Consider the following 19,422-nt stretch of genomic DNA (forward strand, 5'->3'; position numbering starts at 1 on the left):
GGTAGCCTTACCTAGCTAATCCCCCAGGTGAGTCAGGGAGGCGACGTTGACCGGCCGGGACGTGCTCCGACGCGCGATCGGCGGGCACAGGGGGCGCCTCACCGCGGCTTCCGTACTCGCCGCCGGGCACCAGGCTTGTGAGGCGCTGGTGCCGGTGTTGATCGGGGTGGTGGTCGACCAGGCGATCGCGCCCGGGTCGGCGAGCGGCCTGTTGATCTGGCTGGGCGTGCTGCTGGCGTTGTTCGCTGCGCTGTCGAACAGCTATCGGCACGCGTTGCGGCTGGCCGAGCGTGCCGCCGAGTACACCGCGCACCGGATCCGGTTGGAGCTGAGCGAGCGGATCCTGCATCCGCGTGGTGGCGCGGAAGCGGGGCATCTGCCGGGTGCGCTGGTCAACATCGCTACCGAGGACGCTCGGCGCGTGGGGGCGGTGAACGGGATGCTGCCGTTCGGCATCGCATCCGCGGCCGGGATCGTGGTCAGCGCCGTGTTCCTGCTGGTGGTCAGCGTGCCGCTCGGCTTGCTGGTGCTGCTGGGCATTCCGCCGCTGCTGTGGCTGGGGCACTTGATCGGCAAGCCGCTGGAGCGGCGCAGCGGGGTGGAGCAGGAGCGCGCGGCGCATGCGTCGGGCATCGCCGCGGACCTGGTGGCTGGGCTGCGTGTGCTCAAGGGCATCGGCGCCGAGCCCGCGGCGATCGATCGGTATCGCCGGACCAGTCAGGACTCGCTGGGCGCGACGCTGCGGGCGGCCCGGGCGCAGGCCTGGCACAGCGGTGCGGTGCTCACGCTGACCGGCATCTTCATCGCCCTGATCGCACTGGTCGGCGGGAATCTGGCGATCAACGGGGAGATCAGCGTGGGCGACCTGGTCGCCGCGGTCGGGCTGGCGCAGTACCTGCTCGGACCGTTGAGCGTGCTCGGCTGGGTGAACGCGGAGCTGGCGCAGGGGCGGGCATCAGCGGCTCGGGTGGCTGAAGTGCTGGCTGCACCGCGGGCGGTCGAAGGGGGCGCTGGGGCGGTTCGGCTCGAGGAGGTGGCCGGCGGGGTGCGGCTCGCTGGGGTTCGGCATGGCGCGCTCGACGGTGTGGACCTGGAGATCGAGCCCGGGGAACTGGTGGGTGTGGTGACAGCGGATCCGGCTGCGGCAACGAGTTTGCTGGCGTGCCTCGGGCGTGACGTGGATCCGGCGGAGGGCGCGGTGTTCCTGGACGGGACGCCGTTGTCGTCGCTGGAACCGGATGAGGTTCGCCGAGCAGTCCTGGTCGCGGCGCATGACGCCGATCTGTTCGAAGGCAGCTTGCTGGAGAACGTCGGAGCCGAAGAGGTGCTGGCCGCGGCTGCCGCGGACGAGGTGGCCAGGGCGCTGCCTGACGGTGTGCACACCGCCATCACCGAACGCGGGCATTCACTGTCCGGAGGTCAGCGGCAGCGGGTCGCGCTGGCTCGTGCGCTCGCGGCGGAGGCTCCGGTGCTGGTGGTCCACGATCCGACGACGGCCGTCGACACGGTCACCGAAGCGCGGATCGCCGCTGGGCTGGCGCGGTTCCGGCGGGGACGCACGACGGTGCTGGTCACGACCAGTCCCGCGTTGCTCGCCGAGGCGGATCGGGTGGTGCTGCTCGAGGCCGGCGTGGTCAGCGCCGCCGGGCAGCACGCCGAGTTGGTCCGCGACCTGGCTGCCTACCGTGCGGCGGTGCTTTCGTGAGCACGGATCGACCGCTGCTGCCGATCGCCTCCGGCTCGCGGACCTGGGCGGTGGTCGCCGGGTTGTTGCGCGCACAGCGTGGGCGGGCGCTGGGCACGTTCGCCCTGCTGTTCGCGGCGACCTCGATCGGGCTGGCGATCGCACCGCTGCTCGGCACGATCGTCGACCTCGTGGTGGACAAGGAGTCCGCCGACGCGTTGACGGTGCCGGTGGTCGCGCTCGTGGTCGTTGCCCTGGCCCAGGGGGCCGCGATGGCGCTCGGGATCTCCATGGTGGCGAAGCTGGGCGAGACCATGCTCGCGTCGTTGCGGGAGAGCTTCGTCGAGCGAGCGCTGAACCTGCCGTTGTCCGAAGTGGAGCACGCGGGTTCCGGCGACCTCACCTCCCGGGTGACCAGCGACGTGTCGGTGATCGCGAAAGCCGTCCGGGAGGCGCTTCCGGAGTTGGCCAGAGCGACGCTGACCATCGTGCTCACCTTCGGGGCGCTCGCGTTCCTGGACTGGCGGTTCCTGCTCGCGGCGGTGCTCGCGGCGCCGATCCAGGTGTTCGCCGTCCGGCGGTACACGCGCCGCGCCGTTCCGTTGTACGCGGAGCAGCGCGTGGCGGCGGGCGCCCAGCACCAGCAGTTGCTCGACACGGTCGGCGGCGCGCGCACGGTCCGGGAGTTCCGGCTCGCGGACGAGCACGTCCGGCGGGTGCGCGAGCGTTCCGATGCGGCGGTCACCCTGTCCCTGCGGGGGATCCGGCTGGTCACCACGTTCTTCGCCCGGCTGAACTACGCCGAGTTCATCGGGCTGGCCACCGTGCTGGTCGCCGGGTTCCTGCTGGTGCGCGGCGGTGGCGTGACGCTCGGCACGGCGACGGCCGCGGCGCTGTACTTCCACAACCTCTTCGGGCCGATCATGACCGCGCTGGCGTTGGTCGACGACGCCCAGGCCGCGACCGCGAGCCTCTCCCGCCTGGTCGGGGTCGCCGACCTGCCGTCCACTCCGGAGCCCGAGCGCTCCCCGGTTCCGGTGGACGCCTCGGTGAAGACCGCCGAGGTGGGGCACGCCTACGTATCCGGGCACGACGTGCTGCACGAGGTGAGCGTGCAGATCGCCAGCGGGGAGCGGGTCGCGCTCGTCGGTGCCAGCGGGGCGGGCAAGACCACGTTGGCCAAGCTGATCGCCGGGATCCACCCGCCGTCGAGCGGCTCGATTTCGCTGGGCGGCGTGCCACTCGCGGAGTTGGGGCCGTCCGCGACGCGGCGCACGGTCGCGTTGATCAGCCAGGAAGTGCACGTGTTCGCCGGCCCACTGGCCGACGACCTGCGCCTGGCGAAACCGTCGGCCACCGAGGAGGAGCTGCACGCGGCGCTCACCGACGTCGGAGCCCTGGACTGGGCGATGGCGCTGCCGAACGGGTTGGCGACCGTGGTCGGCGACGGCGGGCACCGGCTCACCGTCACGCAGGCGCAGCAGTTGGCCTTGGCGCGGCTGGTCCTCGCCGATCCGCCGATCGTCATCCTCGACGAGGCGACCGCGGAGGCGGGTAGCGCGGGGGCACGCGTGCTGGAGGCGTCGGCGGCCGCGGCGTTGCGGGACCGGACCGGGTTGGTGGTGGCGCACCGGCTCAGCCAGGCGGCGGCCGCCGACCGGATCGTGGTGCTCGACGACGGGCGGGTCGCCGAGTCGGGCACGCACGAGGAACTGGTCGCGGCCGGCGGGCGGTATGCGCGCCTGTGGGCGGCGTGGTCCGGCCAGCGACAGTGATCAAGCTGTGCTGCGAGGGGTGCCACTCGAAGCTTGACGTACATATTTGGTTAGGCAAACCTGAGTTGCTCAGCCCGTTCGACCGCTAAGGACCTGATGATGGATCGATCCCCGGCCCGGCGCTTCGCCGGGTTGCTGACCACGGCGCTGGTGGCCGCCGCCACGCTCGCCGGTTGCGGCAGCGAGGAAGCCCCCTCGGCGCCCACCATCCCGGGTGCCGCCCCGGTCGAAGCCGCCGCCTTCCCGGTGACGATCGAGCACAAGTACGGGTCCACGGAGATCAAGGCGGAGCCGAAGCGCATCGTCACGGTCGGGTACACCGATCAGGACGCGCTGCTCGCGGTCGGGGTGGTTCCGGTGGCCACCAGCGAGTTCGTCGGCGAGTTCCCCGGTGCGATCGGGCCGTGGGCGTCGGCGAAGCTGAACGGCGCGCCGCTGCCCGAGGTGATGAAGGGCACCGCCGACCCGCAGTTCGAGAAGATCGCCTCGCTGCGGCCCGACCTCATCCTCGGTCTCTACTCCGGACTGACCCAGGAGCACTACGACAAGCTGGCGCAGATCGCGCCGACCGTGGCGCAGCCCAAGGAGTACAAGGACTACGGCGTGCCGTGGCAGGAGAGCACCCGCCGGATCACCAAGGCCGTCGGGCGGGGCCCCGCGGGTGAGGAGGTCATCTCCAGTGTCGAGGCGACGCTCAGCCGGGTGAAGCAGGAGCACCCGGAGTTCGCGGGCAAGAGCGCCCTGATGGCGACCACCTACCAGGGTTACTTCATCTACGGCAGCGAGGACCCGCGTTCGCGGGTGCTGACTTCGCTCGGCTTTGTGCTGCCGCCGAACCTCGACCAGGTCATCGGGGACAAGTTCGGCGCGAACATCAGCCCGGAGCGCACCGATCTGCTCAACGTGGACGTGCTTTCGTGGATCGTCGCCGGGGTGGCCGAGGGACAGGCGACCTTGAGCAAGGACACGCTCTACTCGGGTATGCGGGTGGCGCAGGAGAAGCGCGAGGTGCTGATCGACGAGGGCAGTGAGTACGGCGCCGGCATCTCCTTCGTGTCGCCGCTGTCGGTGCCGTGGGTGGTCGAGCGGCTGGTGCCGCAGCTGACCGCGGCGGTGGACGGCAACCCGGCCACCGAGGTCAAGCCGGTCACTTCCTGAGCCCGGGCGCGGCAGAGTGAAGCGGGGCACCACGCGTGTGGTGCCCCGCTTCGTCGTGCCGGAAGGTCAGCGCAGGGAGGCCGGGCGCAGGTCGGTCCAGTTGGTCTCGACGTAGTCCAGGCACTCCTGCCGCGAGGCGGGTCCAAACGCGACGGTCCAGCCGGACGGCACCTCGGCGAACTCCGGCCACAGGCTGTGCTGCTGCTCGTGGTTGACCAGCACCGAGAACGTGCCGTCGGGGTTGTCGAAGGGGTTGCTCATCGTTTCTCCTTGACGGGGTTCACCTGGTCCCGGCCGCCGCGTAAGCCGGCTGCGGCTTGGCCGTCCGGCGCGCGAGCAGCGAGTCCAGGATCTCGCCAACGCGAATGGCGGTGTTGGACAGCAGGGACGAAGTGATGCCGTGCGAGTGCTCGGTGCCGCCCTGCACGTAGATGCCGCCACGGACCTCGTCGCCGGTGCACAGCCGGTAGTCGCGCTCGATGAGCAGCCTGCCCTCCTGGTCCCGGCGGCAGAACACGGCCAGTTCCCCGAGCAGCGGCGACGGGTCGGCGGGCTGGTAACCGGTGGAGTAGACGACCGCGTCCGCGTCGAGCACGGTCTGCTCGCCGGTGGTCAGGTTGGCGATCGTGGCGCGCACGCCGTCCGGGGTCTCGATCACCTCGATCGGGCGGGACACGTTGAACATGCGCAGGCGCTCGATGCCGAGCACCTTCTCCCGGTACACCCGGCGGTACAGCGCGTCGATCAGGTCCAGGTCGACGGCGGAGTAGTTGGTGTTGGCGTGGTAGCCGACGAGGCGCTGCTTGAACGCCTCCGGCGAGTCGTAGAAGTGGTCGACCGCCTCGGGGTCGAAGATGCGGTTGGCGAACGAGCTGTCGTCGGCCGGGCTGTAGCCGTAGCGCGCGAACACCGAGCACACCTCGGCGCGCGGGAAGCGTTCGTGCAGGAAGGCGGTCACTTCGGCGGCGCTCTGCCCGGCGCCGACCACGACGAACCGCGTGGGATCGGCGGCTTCGAGCTTCTCCACCCGGTACAGCAGTTCGTGGTTGTGCCAGATCCGCTCGCTCGGCACCACGCCCTCGGGCAGGTTGGGCCGCAGGCCGGTGCCGATGGCCAGGTTCCTGGCGCGGAATACGGATTCCTCACCGGACGGGGTGTGCACGCGCACGTCGAAGTGGTCGATGTCGCCGCCGGTGGTGACCGGTTCGATGGCGACCACGTCGTGGTCGTAGGCGACCAGGTCGTCGACCTTCGCCGCGCACCACTCGAAGTAGTCGTGGAACTCGATCCGCAGCGGGAACAGGTTCTTGTGGTTGATGAAGTCGACCAGCCTGCCCTTGGCGTGCAGGTAGTTGAGGAAGCTGAACTCGCTGGTCGGATTGCGCATGGTGGCCAGGTCCTTGAGGAAGGAGACCTGCATGGTCGCGTCCTCGATGAGCATGCCGCGGTGCCAGCCGAAGCGGGGCTGGCGTTCGAGGAACTGCGCCGTCACCGGCTCCCCCGGCCCCGCGTTGTACTCGGCGAGGGCGATCGCGAGCGCGAGGTTCGACGGGCCGAAGCCGACCCCGACGAGGTCGTAGACCGGGATCTGCGGTTCGGCTTGCGTAGTTCCCGTCTCTGACATACCTGTCCTCTTCCGGCGGCGGGGTGGCCGCGACCTCGGGTTGGTGACGTGGTCCTGCGCTTACCCAGGGGACCCTAACCTAACTTAGGCGACCCTCTACTAGTACGTTCGTGGGTGATGTACCTCTCCGCTCGACAAGCTTGCCCGCTTTAGGCAAGGCTTGCTTAACTGCCCCGGTTTGCGCAGCCGTCCACCCTGAGGAGCCTCATGCGTGTAGCGATGTTCGGGTACCAGACCTGGGGGCATCGCACCCTCGAAGCCCTGCTCGACGGCGGGCACGAGGTGGTGCTGGTGGTGACGCATCCGAAGAGCGAGCACGCCTACGAGAAGATCTGGTCCGACTCGGTGGCCGATCTCGCCGAGGCGAACGGCATCCCGACGATCCTGCGGAACCGGCCGGACGAGGAGGTCGTGCGCAGGCTGACCGAGGCCGCGCCGGACCTGATCGTGGCGAACAACTGGCGCACCTGGCTGCCGCCGGAGATCTTCGACCTGCCGCGGCACGGCACGCTCAACGTGCACGACTCGCTGTTGCCCGCGTACGCCGGTTTCTCGCCGCTGATCTGGGCGTTGATCAACGGTGAGCCGGAGGTCGGGGTGACCGCGCACATGATGGACGCGGACCTGGACGCCGGGGAGATCGTGCTGCAGCGGGCGATCCCGGTGGGGCCGAAGGACACCACGACGGACCTGTTCCACCGCACGGTGGACCTGATCGGCCCGATCGTCACCGAGGCGCTGGCGCAGATCGAGGCGGGGACCGTGCAGCCGGTCAAGCAGGACCGGTCGAAGGCGAGCTTCTTCCACAAGCGCGCGATCGAGGACAGCCGGATCGACTGGACGTGGCCGGCGGCGGACATCGAGCGCCTGGTGCGGGCCCAGTCGGACCCGTACCCGAACGCGTTCACCTACCACCGCGGGGAGCGGCTGCGGATCGTGCGGGCTTCGGTTTCGGCGGGGCGGTACGGGGGCACGCCGGGGCGCATCTTCATCCCGGAGGGCGATGGCGTGGTGATCGTCGCCGGGGCGGATGCGCGGACGGGGCGGAACCACGGGCTGCTGGTCGAGCGGGTGCGCACCGAAGACGATCGGGAACTCGCGGCCACGGACTACTTCCGGACGATGGGCGGATACCTCACCGGGCAACCTTGATCGCGGGGGGTTGTCCACAGGTGCATCGGTTGTCCACAGAATGCCTTTGACCTGCGTTTCCGGGGACGGGGCGGGGTAGAGTGGTTGCAGGGGCCGCCCCCAGGGAGGGTGGGGGGCCGTCTTGAATTGGGTGGCTTGGATTGGGCGCCTGTGTTGGCGGTCGGGGTTGGGCGGCTTGGATTGGGGCGGTGGCGCTGTTTGGGTGGTTGAGTCGCCTTGGTTTGATGGCTTCGTTGGCGCGGCAGCTGATTGAGCGTGCTGGTCTGCCCTGAGGACGGGGCGAGGTGGCCTGCTGGGTGCGGATGCCGGTTCGACGCGGTAGCGAATTTGGTGCGGTAGCTGGTTCGGCGCGGTCGGCGGGTGGATGCGGTAGCTGGTTCGTGCGGTAGTCGATTGAAGGCGGCGGCCGGTCGAGCGCTCGATTGCGTGGTTGGGGCGGCCGGTTGAGTCGGCGGGTGGTTGGGCGCGATGGTCGGAGGGCGTTTCGTCGGTTGAGGGCGGCAGTCCATTGCGGGATCGCTGTGTGGGCGTGGCGGGCGGTTGCGGCGTGGCAGCCGGTTACGGCGCGGCGGCCGGTTGCGGCGTGGCAGCCGGTTGAGCGCGACGGCTGGGTTGAGTGTGTGTAGCAGCCGTTGCGTGTAGCGACCCGGTTGAGTGTGCAGCGGCCGTTTGCGTGTGGCGGCCCGGTTGACTGCGTGGCAGCCGTTGCGGGATGGCCGTTGCCGTTGGTTGTGTGGCGGTTGTGGCGGCCGGTTGAGTTCGGCGGTTGAGTGAGCGCGGCAGCCGTTCGGCACTGAGGGCATCGGCGGTTCTATTGGTGCGCCAGCCTTCCGGCACCGGCGAATCGATGAAATTTCGGATTGCATGTTGCATAACCGGGCACTAATTCTGACGTTTACTCGGTGGGGTCGTTCCGATGGCCGCGGTGATCCGGCGACGGTATGCTTCCCCGCGTTCTCGGCTCGAGAACAGGGCATACCGCTGCATGGGGTTGAGGTGGTCTGGGTGACGTCAGGGAAGATCCTCCGGTTCGACGAAGTGCGTGGCTACGGCTTCATCGCGCCGGATGACGGTGGCGAGGATGTATTCATGCATGCGAATGACCTTCGCGATGAAAAACATCTGTTCCAGCCTGGAATGACGGTCACCTTCGAAGTCGAGGACGGGGGGCGCGGGCTCAAGGCGTCCAACGTGCACCTCGCCGACCGCGATGCCGCCGCGGCCGTCACGCGCCACGGTGACCAGCTCGTCCGCGCTCCGCGGGTGGTCGAAGACGGGCTGGCCGACCTGCTCACGCAGACCGAGTTCCGCCAGGAGCTGACCGAGGCCATGCTGGAGACCGCGCCCACCCTCACCGGCTCGCAGATCGTGCTGCTCCGCCGCAAGCTGGTGCAGCTGGCCCAGGCGCACAACTGGGTGGAACGCTAGCTCACACCCGCTGCAGTCCCCGGCTTCCGGCCGGCACCGCGTAACTGCGGTCCGCGGTGATCTGCACCTTCGCCGGGTCGAGTTCCAGTGCGCTGGGCACCCGCATGAAGTCGGCTCGCAGTTGCGCCGGGGTGGTGCTCACCCGCACGTAGCCGCGTTCGCCGAGGCAGTACTTCACGTGCGGGTTGTGCGACAGCCACGTCGAACTCGGCGGGGTGGAGCCGACGCTGTTGCTGGTCACCGAGGTGGTCACCAGTTCGGAGAAGTCCGTGAGGCCGTCGCTGCAGGCCTCCAGCTCGGGGGCGGTGGCCGAGTGGTCCGCGACGCAGGTCTGGTAGTGGACCCAGCCGCCGTCCGGCACGCCGACCACCTTGTCCACCCGGGTGCCGTTGCCGCCGGAGTTCCAGATGTAGAACGGGCCGGCGCCGCCCTTGAGCCAGTAGGCCACCACCGCGGACTTGCCGTCGGCGTCGCGGTCCCAGACCGAGAAGCGGGCGTCCGACGAGCGGAAGAGGGCTTCGGCGGCGCAGCTGCCGGTGGAGCATTCGGCGCTGCCGCTGCCGACCCCGCAGTCGGGGGCGACGCGCCCGTCCGAGCCGGTTTTCACGTAGGTGTCGGAGAGGTAGCCGCCGAGTGCCGGGACGTAGTCCCACAGGGTGGAGGTGCCGAGCGGGCCGGTGACCGGGGGGCCGGTGGTCTGGCAGTCGATGCTGACCGCGGTGCCGTTGGCCACGGTGCGGACCACGGTGGCGGCGGTGGTGGGGGCGCGCCGGACGTTGAGCGGGTCGCCCGCGGTCTGCACGGTGCCGGGTGCCGCCGCCAGCGCCGGGACCGCACCGACCAGCGTCAACGCGGTGGCGGCGGTGAGCACGGCCGCCGATCTGCGGATCGAGGACGGGGTCATCGGCTCAGCGAGCGAGCGGGTTGTACACGATCCGTACAAAGCTCGCAGCGCACTACTCCGGGCGCCGGTGCAAATACCCGCAAATGGCACTAGTCAACAGATCACGGACCGCCATACGATCCGGTTTGTTCTACTCCAGGCGGGCGGTGCTGTTGACTGCGATCTCGTTTCGCGTACTGGGGCCGCTCGAGGTCGCCGTGTCCGGGCAGGTGCTGCCGCTGGGCGGGCCGAAGCCGCGCCTGCTGCTGGCCACCCTGCTGCTCCAGCCGAACGTGGCGGTTTCCGCGGACGCGCTGATCGGCGTGCTGTGGCCGGAGAAGGCGCCGCGGTCGGCGGCTGCGAACATCCGCACCTACGTGCACGCGTTGCGGCGGCGGCTGGCCGAGGGTTCCCCGGATGTCGCGGAACGCATCCAGAGCCGGTCGGCGGGCTACACCCTCACCGCCGACGCGGGTGAGCTGGACGCCACCCGGTTCCAGGAACTCGCCGCCCGTGCCCAGAAGCTGCCTCCCGAGCAGGCGCTGGCGCTGCTGACCGAGGCCGATTCGCTCTGGCGTGGTGCGGTGCTCGAGGACCTGCCGCACAGCCACACCTGGGGGTCGACCGTGGCGCGGCTCAACGAACTGCGGTTGTCCACCCAGGAGCAGCGGCTGAAGACCCGGGTCGAGCTGGGGCAGCACACCGAGGCGATCGTGGAGCTGCGGGGCCTGCTCGCCGACCACCCGCTGCGCGAGGAGCTGTGGGAGCAGTTGATCATCGCGCTGGACGCCGACGGCCGCAACGCCGAGGCGTTCCAGGCCTACGCCCAGGTCGAGCAGGTGCTGCTGGACGAACTCGACACCGAGCCGGGGCCGCGGCTGCAGGGCCTGCACAGCAAGCTGGTCGCGGCCAACCGGCACGGTGCCAGGCCCGGGACCAGACCGGCGGCCCCCGCCCCCGGTGCGTTCCCGATCTGCCAGCTGCCGCTGGACCTGCCCGACTTCACCGGCCGCGACGAGGTGATCGGTGAGCTGGTCGACCTGCTGCGGCGCCAGCGGGCCGGTGGTGACCCGACCGTGGTGGTGCTCTCGGGGGCGCCGGGGGTGGGCAAGTCGAGCATGGCCGTGCGGGTGGCGCACGAGGTCCGCGGTGACTTCCCCGACGGGCAGTTGCACCTCGACCTCGGTGGCACGTCGCCGTCGCCGCGCACCCCGATGGAGGTGCTGCCGGAGTTGCTGCGGGCGCTGGGGGTGCCGGATCCGGTGATGCCGCGCACGCTGGCGGAACGCTCGGCGTTGCTGCGTTCGCGGTTGTCGCGGCGGCGGATGTGCCTGGTGCTCGACGACGCCGGCAGTGCCGCGCAGCTCCGGCCGCTGCTGCCGGGGGCGGGGGCGTGCGCGGTGCTGGTCACCAGCCGCGTGCGGTTGCCGGACCTGGACGGGGCGCGGCCGATCGACGTCGAGGTGCTCTCCGAGGAGGACGCGATCCGGTTGCTCGCCGGCATCATCGGTGGCGACCGGGTGCGGGCCGAGCCGAACAGCGCGGCGGCGATCCTCAAGGCCTGCGGTTACCTGCCGCTGGCGATCCGGATCGTCGGGGCGAAGCTGACCCACCGGCCGTCGTGGACGCTGCGGATGCTCGCCGACCGGTTGCGCAACGAACGGCGCAGGCTGGACGAACTGCAGGTGGGTGATCTCGCCGTGCACGCGAGCGTGACCCTGAGCTACGACATGCTGCAGCGGGGTGCGGCGCAGGCGTTCCGCGGGCTCGGCCTGCTGGGCCCGGTGCTGTTCCCCGGCTGGGCGGTGGCCGCGGTGCTCGACCGCGAGGAGGCCGACGGGGTGCTCGACGTGCTGGTCGACGCGCACCTGGTGGAGCTGGTCAGCTCCGACACCAACGGCCAGCCGCACTACCGGCTGCACGACCTGCTGCGGGTGTACGCGGCCAGGCAGGGCGAGGTGGACGACAGCGAACCGGATCGGCGGGCCGTGGTGCGGCGGGTGCTGGAGGGTTACCTGTCGCTGGCGACCAGCGCGGTCGAGCGGCTGCCGCTGCACTTCCTCGGCCTGCACACGGTGAGCGGTCCCGATGGCTGGCGCGTGCCGGATCCGGGGGCGGTGCTCGGGGAACCGCTCGCCTGGTTCGAAGCCGAGCGGCGCACCGGGGTGGCGGCGGTGGCGCTGGCCGCGGAGTGGGGACTGGACGACCTGGCGTGGCGGCTGACCGCGGCCTTCACCCCGTACTTCGACATGCGCGGGCACCAGGCGGACTGGCAGCACACGCACGCCATCGCGCTGGCCGCCGCGCGGCGCACCGGTGACCTGCTCGGGCAGGCCATCGTGCACCGCAACCTCGGGCAGATCCACCTGTACCAGGACAGCTACGCCGAAGCGGTGGCCGGGTTCCAGGAGTCCTACCGGCTCTGCCGCCAGGTGCCGGACGACCGGGGCGCGGCGATCGCGCTGGCCGGGCTGGGCAGTGCGCTGCGCATCAGCGGGCAGCGCGAGCAGGCGTTGAACCCCAGCGTGGAGGCGTTGCGGTTGTTCCAGCGCGCCGGTGATCCGCACGGCGAGGCGGTGGCGAAGATCGCCATCGGTGCCTGCTGGCTGGCGGTGGACGCGTTCGACGAAGCCGAGCGCTGGTTCGGTGAGGCGTACGAGCTCTCGGCGCTCATCGGGGACCGGCACCGCGAGGCGCACGCGCTCAAGCGGATCGCGATGCTGCACCAGCGGCGCGGTGACCTCTCCGCCGCCCGGGAGCAGGTGACCAGGGCGATCGCGATCTTCGAGGAGCTCGGGGACGACCACTGCGTCGGGTACGCGAACCAGAACCTCGGCGAACTGTGCCTGCAGAGCGGCGACCTGGCCTACGCGCAGCTGCTGCTGGTGAACTCGTGGAGCGTGCACCGGCGCAACGGCGACCGCCGGTCCGAGGCGGAGGTCACCGATCTGCTCGGCCGCCTGCACCGCTCGCTCGGGCAGCCGGAACGGGCCAGGGCCTACTTCGAGCGCTCGCTGTTCATCTGGCACGAGTTGTCCGCTGGAACCGAGGCGGCCGCGGTGACCGCGCGGATGCGGGAGCTGCCCGGCGGACCGGCTGCGCGCAAGCGCAGGCACATCGCTTCCGCGTGATTTCTTTGTATCGATCGTGTACGAGCCCTCCGCAGACTCCGGGTGACCGAAACCACCTGGTGGAAGGGAGGCCGGCATGGTCCGGACCTCGAGAATCGGCGGCCGCGGGACGCGGATCGCGGTGGCGCTGGCCGCTCCGGTCGCGCTGGTGCTGGCGGCCACCCCGCTGCACGCGGCGGAGCCGCCCGCCGGCCGGTGGGCCGTTCCGCTGTCCACTGTGGATGACAACGACCTGAACGTGCGGTACGCCGGTGACGCGCTGGCGCTGGCCGACCCGGCTTGGAAGCGCACCCCGGACCTGCCGATCAGCGAGGGCTACCTGGTCGTCGGCGAGCACGTGCTGGCGAAGCCGGCGAACCGGGTCACCGCCGAGCTGGCGGCGCACGTGCCCGCGGGGGCGGCGGTCGACGTGGACGTGCGCGGGCACCTCGGCGGGGAGGACTGGACCGAGTGGACTCCCGCCGCGGCCGAGCCGGCGGTGCTGAGCGAGCCGGTGACCACCGTCCAGGTCCGGATCGGCCTCTACACCAGGGATTCCGCCGCGGCGCCGTCGGTGTCGAGCGTCGAGCTGACCGCGGACGAGGTACCGCGGGTGCGGGCCGAACTGGCCGCTCCCCGGACCTACCGGGTGTTCGCCACCCGGGAGGGCCTGGTCGGCGGGACCACGGCCAACGGGCACGTGATCAAGTCGCGCGACCACTTCGTCGCGCTGCCGTCCCGCCGGGGACTGGCGCCGGAGAACGCCGGCGACTACACCGTGCGCGTGTGCAAGACCGACGGCAGCCGCTGCGAGTACGCGCCGGTGTGGGACGTCGGCCCGTGGAACACCATGGACGACTACTGGAACCCGTCGTCGCAGCGGCAGATGTGGAAGGACCTGCCGCAGGGCAAACCCGAAGCGCAGGCCGCCTACCAGGACGGCTACCACGGCGGCAAGGACGAGTTCGGCCGCAAGCCGGCCAATCCGGCGGGCATCGACCTGGCCGACGGCACCTTCTGGGACGGGCTCAAGCTGACCGACAACTCCTGGGTCAACGTCTCGTACCTGTGGACCGGGTCCGGGCCCAGCGGCACGGTGAAGACCGCGGGTGACCCGATGAACGTGCGGGCGGGCGGCAGCACCACGGCCGCGGTCAAGGGGCTCGCGGCGAACCGCGCCAAGGTGCTCATCGAATGCTACGTCGAGGGTGAGACGGTCACCGGGACCTACGGCACCAGCAACATCTGGAACCGCATCGGCCCCGGCCACTACCTCTCCGACACCTACGTCTACACCGGGTCCGACAACCCCGTCGCCCCGAAGTGTGCTTGAGCCGACGAAAAGTGCGCAGGGCCGCCGCGGTGGCGGCCCTGCGCACTTTTCTAGTGGGTGGGACGCGGATCCGGCACGGCCGAGGTTTCCGCCGCTTCCGAGGTCTTCGGCCAGACCGCGGCGCAGCGCGTGCCGAAGGCCGGGGTCCTCAGCGACACCAGGTAGGTCTCCACGTGCTCGCGGACGCAGGTGCTCCGCCCGAACTGCCCGTGCCCGATGCCGTCGTACTCCAGCAGCGCGGAGTTCCGCAGCTGCCGCGCCACCTCGTAGTTCCACGCGCGGGGCGTGGCCACGTCGAACTTCGCCTTGGTGATCAGGATGCGGGGTGCGTCGCGGACTTCGAGGCGGTGCTGCGGGTTGCGCACCTCCGACGGCCAGCCGAGGCAGTTGGTGACGTCGCTCCAGAACGGGGAGAGGCGGGTGTGCGGTGCGACCCTGGCCGCGCGCTCGGCGTAGCGGGCCAGTTCACCGGCGCCGCTGACGTTCCACCGCCAGTCCTGGCACCAGATGGCCTGGTAGGAGTTCTGCCCGGTCTCCCCCTTCGGCTCGCCCGGCCCGGCCGCGGCTCCGGTGCCCCCGGCCAGTTCGCGGAGCCGGGTGGCCAGCGGGAACCACTGGACCGCCGGTGAGTACATGCTGCCCATCAGCTCACCGCGCAGCTGCTCCGCGGTCACCGGCAACTGCCCGGCCTCGGCCCTGGTGTGCAGCTGGTCCCACACCTTGCGCACGTTCTGGCCGTGCAGCGCGCAGTCCGGTGTCCTGGCGCACCAGTCGGCGAAGGCGAGGAACGAGCCTTCGAGGTCGGCGCTGGCCGTTTCGATGTACCGGGCGCCGGAGGTGATGCTGTGGTCCATGTTGGAATCGATGGTCATCGCGCGGACGTGCTCGCCGAACAGTTCGGCGTACTGCTGGCCGACCTGCGTGCCGTAGGAGGCGCCGTAGAAGCTGAGCTTCTGCTCCCCGAGCGCGACGCGGATGGCGTCGATGTCGCGGACCACGCTTTCGGTGTCCACGTGGTCGAACACCGCGCCGGTCAGCTCGCGGCAGTCCTCGCCGAGGCGGCGGTTGTAGTCGAGCAGCTGCTGGTATTCGGCTTCGGTGTCCGGGTATTCCGCCGGTCGCTGGTCGAGCAGCTCCTGCGTGCAGCGGATCTCGTTGCTGCGCTTGACCCCGCGCTGGTCGAAGGTGACGATGTCGAACCGGTCGCGGAGCACGCTGTTCTCCGGGATGCCCGGGTTGAGCGTGTACCGGTCGATGCCGGAGGAACCGGGGCCGCCGGGGGCGACGAACAGCACGCCGATGCGGTTGGCCCGGTCCCGCGCGGGCAGCCGGCCGATGGCCAGGCCGAAGGTGCCGTCCGCGGGGTCGGCCCAGTCGATCGGCACTTCCAGCGTGGCGCATTCGCCGGTGACCGCACCGGCGCAGGTTTCCCATTCGACCGGCGGTGCCGCGGTGGCCACGCCCGCCATCGGCAGCAGCGCCAGCACCCCGGCGAGCACACCGATTTTGACTGCACTACGCAAAGTTCCTCCCAGACGGCGCTTTCCGGGGAGCGCCGTGAACGTCTGGGAGCAGCTTATCGCCCGGTCACCTCGAGCGGCAGATGCAGCCGCAGTCCCGAAGCCGGACCGGAACCCGTTGCCAGCGCAGCGATTTCCGCGGTCGTCAGCGCGCGGCCGTACAGCCGGATCTCGTCGAGCGAGCCCTGCAGCCGGAACCGGCCGTCCAGCCGCTGCCCGAGGTGGATCGAGAACGGGCGGCCGGGGCTCACCGAACCGGTCAGCCCGGACGCCGAGGCGACGAGCTTTCCGTCGAGGTGCAGCGATGCCGTGCCCCCGGTGCGCGTCAACGCGAAGTGGTGCCACTCCTTGTCGTTCAGCGCGGCCGGTGCGTCCAGGTTGACGTGCCCGGTCGGCCCGTTCTCCAGGTGCGCGCGGATGCGGTTGCTGCCGGGTTCGGCCCGCAACCACACCTGGCTGAAGCCCTCACCGAGGTTGTAGGCCCACAACAGGGATTGGCTCGCCGCCGAAGTGCCGTAGCTGAACCAGCCGGACCAGGTGAAGTCGCCGGCACCGGTGGCCAGCGCCTCGGCGAACGGCAGTTGCAGGTAGTCGTCCTTGCCGTCCAGCGTCAGCGCCCTGCCGAACCGCCCGGGGCCCGGAGCCGCGCCGCCCCGCAGGTAGGCGTCGTTGGTCCCGGCCTGGTCGGGGGTGGTCGGGAGGCCGGCGGTGTCGCCGTCCGGCAGGCCGAGCGAAGCCTCCGGCAGCACGGCCCAGCGGATGGAGGCGTTGGCGTTCATCTCCGGCCCGGCTTCGAACAGCAGGCCGGTGCTGGTCGCGCTCAACGGCACCAGGTCGGTGTACGCCGCGTCCTGGCCCCACACCAGCACCCCGGGCGCCTGCCAGTTCGCGCCCTCGTCGTAGCTGGTGCGGACCCGCAGTTCCTTGCGGCGGTCGCAGGTCGACGGCCCGGCGAAGAGGATGCGGTTGTACCGCGAACCCTGGTCGGCCGCACGCAGGCGCACCGTGGCGCCCTGCACCGGTGGGGTGACCAGGTCCGGTTCGAAGGTGAACCCCTTCGAGAAGCTGCCGCCGCCGTCGGAGCTGATCGCGTACGCCCGGTTGTCCCTGCCCTGGTTGGCGCACCGGTCGCCGTCGCTGTTCCAGTCGTTGCGGGCGGCGGCGTAGAGGCGGCCGTCCGCCAGCTCCACCGGGCTGATCTCCTGCGGTTTCAGCTCCCGCGAAGCGGCCGGGGTGTCCACCGCGCCCCGCCGCCACGTGGCGCCCTGGTCGTCGCTGTAGACCAGGGCGCCCGAATGCGCGGAACCGATCGAGTAGTTCAGCCCGGCGACCAGCCTGCCCTCGTGCTCCCCCCGGGTGAGCACGATGCCGTGCGAAGGTCCGGTCGCCAGCCACGCCGGTGGCGCGCTGAACCCCAGTTCCTGGGTGATTTCGCGGGGATTTGACCAGTGGACGCCGTTGTCGTCGCTGATCGACACCCGGGGTTTGCGGCCGCAGGCGGGTGCCTTCACGCATTCGTGGGTGGACAGCAGCACGATCCGGCCGGTGCCGGGAACGGCGATCGGCACCGGGTTGCCCTTGGTGTCGCCGTGGCCCTCGATCACCACGGTCAGCGGGCCCCACGTCTTCCCGCCGTCGGCCGAGCGCTTGTACACCAGGTCGATGTCGCCGGAGTCGTCGCAGAACTCCGCGCCGCCGTTGCGGCCCTCGGCGAAGGCGAGCAGGTCGCCGTTGCCCGCCCGCACCACCGCCGGGATCCGGAAGCAGTCGTAGCCCTCGGACCGCTCCTGGTACACCGGCGTGCTGGCCACCTGGGCCTCCGCCGAAGCGGTGCTCGCCGGGGTGGCCACCAGCGAACCCATGATGAGCGCCGGCAACAACGTCAGCTCGGTCAGCAACGCGGAGCGGGTCTTCTGCACGGACATGGCGGCTCAGGCTCCGCAGTGCTCGAACGGGCTCTCGTAGGACGCGGTCCCGGCGGAACCGCCCCACTTGACGCACTGGCCCGGCGCCGAAGCGGTGACCGGTCCGGCGTAGTACTCGAAACCGCCGCTGTCGGACTTGCGTGCCGAGCCCTCGACCTCCAGGAAGGCCGAGGTCGCGCCGGCGGTGCCGACGCCGGTCTTCTTGATCGTGGTGACGCAGTTCGAGGTGCCGTTGTAGAGCAGGTAGGCGGTGCCCGCGCTGCCCAGTTCCGCCTGGTCGATCACCCGGTACCCGCTGCCGCAGACCTCGGCCGGCTCGTACGGGTTGGGGTTCCCGCCGCCGCTGCAGGTGTTCTTCGAGGTCAGCGTCTGGTTCGGGTAACCGAAGGCGACGCCGTCGAAGTAGGCCTTCTTGATGTTGGCCGGGTAGGCGCTGTCGGTGGTGCGGACCTCGTAGTGCAGGTGGGGGCTGATGTTGTTGCCCGGCTTGCTGGTGTTGCCGAGGGTGCCGATCTTCTGGCCCTGGGCCACCTGCGCGCCGGCGCTGACCGAACGGGTCTGCAGGTGCGCGTAGTAGGTGGACCAGCCGCCACCGTGGTCGATCTTGACCAGGTTGCCGTAGCCGTTGGCCGAGCCCTGGTGCGCGGAGGTGACCACCTTGCCCGCGGCGGCGGCCACGACGGTGTCGCCGAGGTCGGCGTTGGGGGTGCTGCCGCGGTTGAAGTCGATCTCGTGGGCGCGGTGCGCGCTGGAGTTGTCGTTGTCGCCGTTCCAGGACTGGTTGCACGGGAAGGGCAGCTGGAAGCCGGGCTGGGGTCCGGCGGCCGCGGCCGGCGACGCGGTGGCGACCACGCCCGCCAGTCCCGCCAGCAACCCGAAACCGGCGGCGAGCACGCGTCTGGCTCTCATCGAGGGTCCCTTCTCCGGCGGCTACCTGCCCGCTCAGCTTCTTCGACCGGCGCATAAATCGCGTACAAGCCGTGGAGCTGGGGTTTTGCCGCCGGTGGAGCGCGCCCAAGGTGTTTCTAAGCCCGGCTGGTTACCTTCGGCCCGGCCGGGAAGGAGACAGGCGGGTGAGCGGAGGGTTGACCGGGGCACCGCGGCAGGCGATCTTCGGGCCGCTGCGCGAGGGCGGCCGGGTGGACGTGGTGGCGCAGCGGATCAGCCGGGCGATCGGCCTCGGCCTGATCACCGACGGCGAGCAGCTGCCCAGCGAGTCGGCGCTGGCCTGCTCGCTGAAGGTGTCCACGGTGACGCTGCGCGAGGCGTTGTCGTCGCTGCGGGAGCAGGGGTTGCTGGAGACGCGGCGCGGGCGCGGCGGCGGCAGTTTCGTGCGCACCCCGGTGGAGCCGTCGGCGGCGCGGATGCGGGCCCTGCTCGGGGAACTGGGACCGCGCGACCTGCGGGAGATCGGTGACCACCACGCGGCGGTGTCGGGTGCGGCGGCCCGGCTGGCCGCGGAACGGGCGGGTCCCGATCAGCTGCAGCTGCTCGGGAAGCTGGTCGGGCACCTGGCGGGGGCCAGGACCATCGGGGAGCGGCGGCGGGCGGACGCCCGGTTCCACGTCGGCATCGCGGCGGCGGCGCAGTCGAACCGGCTGACCCGGGACGAGATCGCGCTGCAGGGTGAGGTCGGTGAGCTGCTGTGGCTGCCGGCGTGCGGTGACAGCCCCGACCTCGGCGCGTCGGTCGAGCAGCACAGCGGCATCCTGACCGCCATCGAAAACGGTGAGGGGAATGTGGCGCGCTCACGTGCCGAAGCACACGTGAACCTGGGCATCGCCCGCCTGATCTCCTTGCGGCGCCGACTCGCCTAGCCCACCCGCCACC

At 70.9% G+C, this 19,422-nt stretch carries 14 protein-coding genes; 8 read left to right on the top strand and 6 right to left on the bottom strand.

Annotated features, from left to right (window positions below):
* The first annotated feature begins 46 nt into the window (after window positions 1-46).
* The 3 genes from AC07EG_RS23660 (at window position 47) to AC07EG_RS23670 (ending at window position 4,617) form a co-directional block, all read left to right on the top strand.
* On the top strand, window positions 47-1,705 hold the full coding sequence (locus AC07EG_RS23660) for an ABC transporter ATP-binding protein (RefSeq protein WP_478255337.1): 1,659 nt from the start codon (window positions 47-49) through the stop codon (window positions 1,703-1,705).
* Window positions 1,702-3,459 (top strand): ABC transporter ATP-binding protein, encoded by a 1,758-nt coding sequence (locus AC07EG_RS23665; RefSeq protein WP_478255338.1) that lies wholly within the window; start codon window positions 1,702-1,704, stop codon window positions 3,457-3,459. Before AC07EG_RS23660 ends, AC07EG_RS23665 begins: the two co-directional genes overlap by 4 nt.
* A 99-nt stretch (window positions 3,460-3,558) precedes the next feature.
* Window positions 3,559-4,617, top strand: a complete 1,059-nt coding sequence (locus AC07EG_RS23670; RefSeq protein WP_478255339.1) for an iron-siderophore ABC transporter substrate-binding protein — start codon at window positions 3,559-3,561, stop codon at window positions 4,615-4,617.
* Between the two features lie 66 nt (window positions 4,618-4,683).
* Here the strand turns inward: AC07EG_RS23670 and AC07EG_RS23675 are convergent, their stop codons facing one another.
* A complete protein-coding gene (locus AC07EG_RS23675) occupies window positions 4,684-4,878 on the bottom strand; it encodes an MbtH family protein (protein WP_478255340.1) in 195 nt (64 codons plus the stop codon).
* Between the two features lie 19 nt (window positions 4,879-4,897).
* Complete coding sequence (locus AC07EG_RS23680) at window positions 4,898-6,241, bottom strand: lysine N(6)-hydroxylase/L-ornithine N(5)-oxygenase family protein (RefSeq protein ID WP_478255341.1); 1,344 nt, start codon at window positions 6,239-6,241, stop codon at window positions 4,898-4,900.
* Window positions 6,242-6,448: 207 nt separating this feature from the next.
* Between AC07EG_RS23680 and AC07EG_RS23685 the strand changes: the two genes are divergently transcribed.
* Window positions 6,449-7,393 (top strand): methionyl-tRNA formyltransferase, encoded by a 945-nt coding sequence (locus AC07EG_RS23685; RefSeq protein ID WP_478255342.1) that lies wholly within the window; start codon window positions 6,449-6,451, stop codon window positions 7,391-7,393.
* Window positions 7,394-8,398: 1,005 nt separating this feature from the next.
* Window positions 8,399-8,821: a cold-shock protein gene (locus AC07EG_RS23690; protein WP_478255343.1), complete on the top strand. Its 423-nt coding sequence runs from the start codon at window positions 8,399-8,401 to the stop codon at window positions 8,819-8,821.
* 1 nt (window position 8,822) lies between these two features.
* On the opposite strand, the gene AC07EG_RS23695 is transcribed toward AC07EG_RS23690, so the two are convergent.
* Window positions 8,823-9,725 carry a hypothetical protein gene (locus AC07EG_RS23695; protein ID WP_478255344.1) on the bottom strand — a complete coding sequence of 301 codons (903 nt, stop codon included), beginning with the start codon at window positions 9,723-9,725 and terminating at the stop codon, window positions 8,823-8,825.
* Between the two features lie 152 nt (window positions 9,726-9,877).
* Between AC07EG_RS23695 and AC07EG_RS23700 the strand changes: the two genes are divergently transcribed.
* Both AC07EG_RS23700 and AC07EG_RS23705 read left to right on the top strand, forming a co-directional pair.
* Complete coding sequence (locus AC07EG_RS23700; RefSeq protein ID WP_478255345.1) at window positions 9,878-12,835, top strand: AfsR/SARP family transcriptional regulator; 2,958 nt, start codon at window positions 9,878-9,880, stop codon at window positions 12,833-12,835.
* A gap of 76 nt (window positions 12,836-12,911) precedes the next feature.
* Window positions 12,912-14,147, top strand: coding sequence for a hypothetical protein (locus AC07EG_RS23705; protein WP_478255346.1), 1,236 nt, complete (start codon window positions 12,912-12,914; stop codon window positions 14,145-14,147).
* Between the two features lie 50 nt (window positions 14,148-14,197).
* Here the strand turns inward: AC07EG_RS23705 and AC07EG_RS23710 are convergent, their stop codons facing one another.
* Genes AC07EG_RS23710 through AC07EG_RS23720 form a run of 3 tightly spaced genes read right to left on the bottom strand, consistent with a single transcriptional unit; the run spans window position 14,198 to window position 18,501 of the window.
* Window positions 14,198-15,670: an alpha/beta hydrolase gene (locus AC07EG_RS23710; protein ID WP_478255347.1), complete on the bottom strand. Its 1,473-nt coding sequence runs from the start codon at window positions 15,668-15,670 to the stop codon at window positions 14,198-14,200.
* A 53-nt stretch (window positions 15,671-15,723) separates the two neighbouring features.
* Complete coding sequence (locus tag AC07EG_RS23715) at window positions 15,724-17,592, bottom strand: exo-alpha-sialidase (RefSeq protein ID WP_478255348.1); 1,869 nt, start codon at window positions 17,590-17,592, stop codon at window positions 15,724-15,726.
* Between the two features lie 6 nt (window positions 17,593-17,598).
* Window positions 17,599-18,501 carry a M23 family metallopeptidase gene (locus AC07EG_RS23720; RefSeq protein WP_478255349.1) on the bottom strand — a complete coding sequence of 301 codons (903 nt, stop codon included), beginning with the start codon at window positions 18,499-18,501 and terminating at the stop codon, window positions 17,599-17,601.
* A 164-nt stretch (window positions 18,502-18,665) separates the two neighbouring features.
* Here AC07EG_RS23720 and AC07EG_RS23725 point away from each other — a divergent pair, with 164 nt between their 5' ends.
* The gene (locus AC07EG_RS23725; protein ID WP_478255350.1) at window positions 18,666-19,409 is read left to right on the top strand and encodes a FadR/GntR family transcriptional regulator; all 744 of its coding nucleotides are present in this window, start codon (window positions 18,666-18,668) and stop codon (window positions 19,407-19,409) included.
* Window positions 19,410-19,422: the final 13 nt, after the last annotated feature.

Source organism: Amycolatopsis sp. NPDC045836, from assembly GCF_056431745.1.

Coding starts and splice junctions, on each gene's coding strand:
- AC07EG_RS23670 (WP_478255339.1), top strand. CDS start 3,559: ATGGATCGATCCCCGGCCCGGCGCTTCGCCGGGTTGCTGACCACGGCG.
- AC07EG_RS23675 (WP_478255340.1), bottom strand. CDS start 4,878: ATGAGCAACCCCTTCGACAACCCCGACGGCACGTTCTCGGTGCTGGTC.
- AC07EG_RS23680 (WP_478255341.1), bottom strand. CDS start 6,241: ATGTCAGAGACGGGAACTACGCAAGCCGAACCGCAGATCCCGGTCTAC.
- AC07EG_RS23685 (WP_478255342.1), top strand. CDS start 6,449: ATGCGTGTAGCGATGTTCGGGTACCAGACCTGGGGGCATCGCACCCTC.
- AC07EG_RS23695 (WP_478255344.1), bottom strand. CDS start 9,725: ATGACCCCGTCCTCGATCCGCAGATCGGCGGCCGTGCTCACCGCCGCC.
- AC07EG_RS23705 (WP_478255346.1), top strand. CDS start 12,912: ATGGTCCGGACCTCGAGAATCGGCGGCCGCGGGACGCGGATCGCGGTG.
- AC07EG_RS23715 (WP_478255348.1), bottom strand. CDS start 17,592: ATGTCCGTGCAGAAGACCCGCTCCGCGTTGCTGACCGAGCTGACGTTG.
- AC07EG_RS23720 (WP_478255349.1), bottom strand. CDS start 18,501: ATGAGAGCCAGACGCGTGCTCGCCGCCGGTTTCGGGTTGCTGGCGGGA.